This window comes from Streptomyces sp. NPDC006265 (assembly GCF_040613555.1).
In the GTDB taxonomy this organism is placed as follows: domain Bacteria; phylum Actinomycetota; class Actinomycetes; order Streptomycetales; family Streptomycetaceae; genus Streptomyces.
The window spans coordinates 1-3,726 of the sequence record NZ_JBEXSH010000885.1 but is presented as its reverse complement, the minus strand read 5'-3'; the positions used below and the strand labels follow the sequence as shown (position 1 = coordinate 3,726).

At 74.0% G+C, this 3,726-nt stretch carries 5 protein-coding genes; 2 read left to right on the top strand and 3 right to left on the bottom strand.

What is annotated here, in order from left to right; genetic code table 11:
* Positions 1 to 220 precede the first annotated feature (220 nt).
* Entirely contained in the window at positions 221 to 913 is a 693-nt protein-coding gene (locus tag ABZ281_RS42120) for a copper homeostasis protein CutC (RefSeq protein WP_356663265.1), read from the bottom strand.
* Positions 914 to 1,014: 101 nt separating this feature from the next.
* Positions 1,015 to 1,695 (bottom strand): maleylpyruvate isomerase family mycothiol-dependent enzyme, encoded by a 681-nt coding sequence (locus ABZ281_RS42115; RefSeq protein ID WP_356663263.1) that lies wholly within the window; start codon positions 1,693 to 1,695, stop codon positions 1,015 to 1,017.
* Between the two features lie 46 nt (positions 1,696 to 1,741).
* Between ABZ281_RS42115 and ABZ281_RS42110 the strand changes: the two genes are divergently transcribed.
* Together ABZ281_RS42110 and ABZ281_RS42105 are read left to right on the top strand one after the other, a co-directional pair.
* Complete coding sequence (locus ABZ281_RS42110; RefSeq protein ID WP_356663261.1) at positions 1,742 to 2,404, top strand: hypothetical protein; 663 nt, start codon at positions 1,742 to 1,744, stop codon at positions 2,402 to 2,404.
* A gap of 34 nt (positions 2,405 to 2,438) precedes the next feature.
* A complete protein-coding gene (locus tag ABZ281_RS42105; protein ID WP_356663267.1) occupies positions 2,439 to 3,494 on the top strand; it encodes a GNAT family N-acetyltransferase in 1,056 nt (351 codons plus the stop codon).
* Here the strand turns inward: ABZ281_RS42105 and ABZ281_RS42100 are convergent.
* Positions 3,464 to 3,726, bottom strand: a 263-nt coding sequence (locus tag ABZ281_RS42100) for a DUF4031 domain-containing protein (protein WP_356663259.1), incomplete at its 5' end; no start/stop codon positions are given. The genes ABZ281_RS42105 and ABZ281_RS42100 overlap by 31 nt on opposite strands.

Sequence of the window (3,726 nt, the reverse complement as noted above, 5' to 3'; positions counted from 1 at the left end):
GGAAGCCCTCGTACTGGACGTACTCGGGGTTTCGGCCGGTGCGGCGAGTGCGGGTACCCCCTGCTCGAGCGGAGTCGAGAGCTTGGGGGAGCGTGCCGGGCGTCGTGACGGGGCGAACGTTGCCTGCCGCGGCACTAGGGGCGGCACGGGTGGGTGCAGCGGCATCCCGCTCCGCCGGGCAGCGAAACGCCCCGCCCCCACCCCCAACGCCGAGCACCCCTCAAGAACCGTCCACCGCAGAACGCCACGCCGAGACCATCTCCGCGGACACCGGCTCGCCCCACCCCCTAGGCCGAGCCGCCCCGCCGATGTGAAACCCGTCCACCCCGGCCTTCAGCAGCACCGGCACATGCTCCAGCCGCAACCCGCCCCCCACCAGCAACCGCTGCTCATACCCCGGCTCCCCCGCCCGCCCCGCCTCCGAGAGCAGCACGGGCAGCCCCTCATCGACCCCACCCGAAGCCCCGGCCGTCAGGTACGTGTCCAACCCCGGCATCCCGTCCAGCTGCTTGCGCAGGGCGTCCCGGTCGGAGGCCCGGTCGATGGCCCGGTGGAACGTCCAGGGGCACCCGTCCAGAACGGCGACCACCCGCTCCACGGCCGCGAGATCAACCGCGCCCCCTCCGTCGAGGAAGCCCAGCACGAACTCCGACGCCCCGGCCTCCCGCAGCTCCGCAGCCGTATCGGCGAGCCGTCCGACATCCCCCGCCGCGAACCCGTCGGCCGACCGCAGCATCACCCGCAGCGAGATGTCGACCGCCCCGCGGATCCCGGCGACGGTGGCGGCCGACGGCGAGAGGCCGTCGGCCGCCATGTCGGTGACCAGCTCGAGGCGGTCCGCGCCTCCCGCCTGGGCGGCGACCGCGTCCTCGACCCCGAGGGCGATCACCTCCAGGACTGCACGCTTGCTCATGGGGCCCCTTCGTCGGCATGCGTCGGCGTTCGATGACAGGTCTAGTCCAATCAAGACTACGCTGCCCATCCGCGCCGCCTCCGACGCCCCGGGGGGCGGACTCAACCGAAGATGTTCAGCTCCTTCGCCTCCACCCCGGCCAGCTCGAACGCCGGCACCCCGTCGACCGGCCGCCCCGCGTAGAGCCGTACGAGCGTCGGCCCGTCCCCGATGAAACGGCCCGGGGGCCGCTCCCCGCCGCTCTCCCCGAGCCGTAGCGGCTCGTCCAGGTCGTCGAGGTCGGCGTGCAGCGCCACGTGCCCCCGCTCGCGGGTGATCCGCGCGAGCAGCGCGAGCGCGTCCGGCAGCCCGGCCCCGCCGTACGCCCCCGGCTCCCCGAAGGCCTCGCGCACGTCACCGGCGTGCACCCACTCCCCGAGGGCGAGACGGTCCAGCTTCCCGCCGGCCCCGGCGATCACGGGCCCGGCCGCGCCCATGCCCCGCTCCAGCTCGTCGACGATCTGCGCGTCGCTCCAGCCGGCCCGCTCGGCGATGTCCCGGTCGTTGGACTCGGGCGAGAACACGCCCTCCTCGAACCTGCCCTCCGCCACCCGGGTGAGCGCGGCCGAGCAGTGCGCCAGCACGTCCCGCACCGTCCAGCCCGGACACGCGGCGACAGGCAGCGCGAAGTCCTCCCCGGCCCGGCCCCGCAACAGCGGGATCAGCGCCTCACGCTCGATCGTCAGCAACCGCCCGGGCTGCTCGGGGTCCCGTACATCAGGAACATCAGCAGGAGTCGTCATGCCCCCACGCTAGGTGCCCGACCCCGCTCAGCGGGAGAATGCCCCCATGTCCGACCTCGACTCCCTGCGCACCCGCTTCGCCCGCACCCTGGAAGCGGCCCGGGGCCCGGCCGGCGGCCCGGACCCGGCGCCGTACGCCGACGCCCTGCTCACCCGCTGGCAGGAGCCGCAGCGCCGCTATCACACGGTCGAGCACCTCACGGCGGTCCTGGACCGGGTCGACGAACTGGAGCGGTACGCGCGCGACCCGGACGTGGTCCGGCTGGCCGCCTGGTTTCACGACGCGGTCTACCTGCCCGACCGCTCCGAGAACGAGGAACGCTCGGCCCGCCTCGCCGAACGCGCCCTCGCGGAGGCCGGCGTCCCGGACGCGAAGACCGCCGAGGTGGCCCGCCTGGTCCGGCTCACCGTCACCCACGACCCGGCGGACGACGACCCCGACGGCCAGGTCCTGTGCGACGCCGACCTTGTGATCCTCGCCTCACCCCCGTCGGCGTACGCCGCCTACACCGCGGCCGTCCGCGAGGAGTACCACTTCGTCCCCAGCGACGCCTTCCGCGAGGGCCGCGCCGCCATCCTGCGCCAACTCCTGGACCTCCCACGCCTGTTCCGGACTCCGCACGGTGCGGCGAAGTGGGAGGCCACGGCCCGCTACAACCTCACCGCCGAGCTGGAAATGCTGTCGCCCCCACCCCACGACGCCTCGTAGCCTGCCCACCATGTGGACAACGGGAGCGGAACAGGTGGAGCAGGCCGTCGACGAGTGTGTCGGGCTGCTGGGGGCGGTTGTCGGGCAGGACTGGGAGGACGTGCGGGCCGGGCGGCTGGAGTGGGACTGCCGGCAGACGGCGGTGCACATCGCCGAGGATCTCATCGCCTACGCGGGGCAGCTGGCGGGGCGGGAGCAGGACGGGTACTCGCCGTTCGAGCTGTCGATGGAGGAGGACACGGGCAACGCGGACGTGCTGCGGGTGATCGGCACGACGGGGGCCCTGCTCGCCGCCGCGATCCGTACCGCCCCGCGGCACGTGCGGGCCTTCCATCCGTACCCGTTCCGCAGCGCGAACCGTGAGGGGTTCGCCGCGATGGGCGTGGCCGAGGTGCTGCTGCACACGCACGACATCGCCGAGGGGCTCGGCGTGTCCTACGAACCGGCGCCCGAGCTGTGCGACTTCGTGCTCACCCGGATCTTCCCGCACGTCCAGCCCGGTCCCACTCCGTGGCCGACCCTGCTGTGGGCCACCGGCCGCGGGGAGCCGGCCGGCCGCGCCCCGGTCATGCAGTGGCGCTGGAACAACAACCTGGTGATCGACTCCGAGCGGATCACGCTCCAGGGCGTCACCCCGGCCGCGGCCACCGATCTGTCCACGGTCGGCGACGGCGGCTTCGAGTGGATCGAGGGCGGCCCGATCGAGGGCACCCGGGTCGGCGCCGGGCTGGTGTACAAGCAGTACGAGGACGGGGTCCACCGGCCGCAGTGGGGCATGTACGTGCTGGTCCGGCGCGAGGACGAGCGCGCGATCGGCGCCATGGGCTTCCACGGCGTCCCGGACGGGGCGGGCCGGGTCGAGGTCGGCTACGACCTGGTCGAGGGCGCCCGCGGCCACGGCTACGCCACCGAGGCGCTGCGCGCGCTGTCGGCCTGGGCGCTGGACCGGCCGGAGGTGCGGACCGTGGTCGCGAACGTCGAGCGGGAGAACCTGCCCTCGCAGAACGTGCTCGCGCGGGCCGGTTTCACCCAGGTCGCCGAGGACCCCGAACAGCTGACCTACGAGCTGCGCGAACCCGGCGAGGGATAGCGCCCCTTGGGCCGCCGCAGCCCCGCCGCGTGCAGCAGCCGCACCACCTCGCGGCTGCTGACCTCCACCGCCCCGGCCCGCACCGCGTCGGCGTACCGCTGGTCGGGGATGTCGTAGTGGTCGCGTTCGAAGGCCCGGCGGGGGACGCCGAGGCCGGCGGCGAAGGTGTGCAGTTCCTCGTAGGAGACGTCGCTGACGAGGTGGGACCACAGGCGGCCGTGGCCGGGCCAGG

Bases quoted from the DNA above. Each gene is read 5' to 3' on its own strand.
- ABZ281_RS42110 (WP_356663261.1), top strand. From the start codon at position 1,742: ATGTCCGACCTCGACTCCCTGCGCACCCGCTTCGCCCGCACCCTGGAA.
- ABZ281_RS42120 (WP_356663265.1), bottom strand. From the start codon at position 913: ATGAGCAAGCGTGCAGTCCTGGAGGTGATCGCCCTCGGGGTCGAGGAC.
- ABZ281_RS42115 (WP_356663263.1), bottom strand. From the start codon at position 1,695: ATGACGACTCCTGCTGATGTTCCTGATGTACGGGACCCCGAGCAGCCC.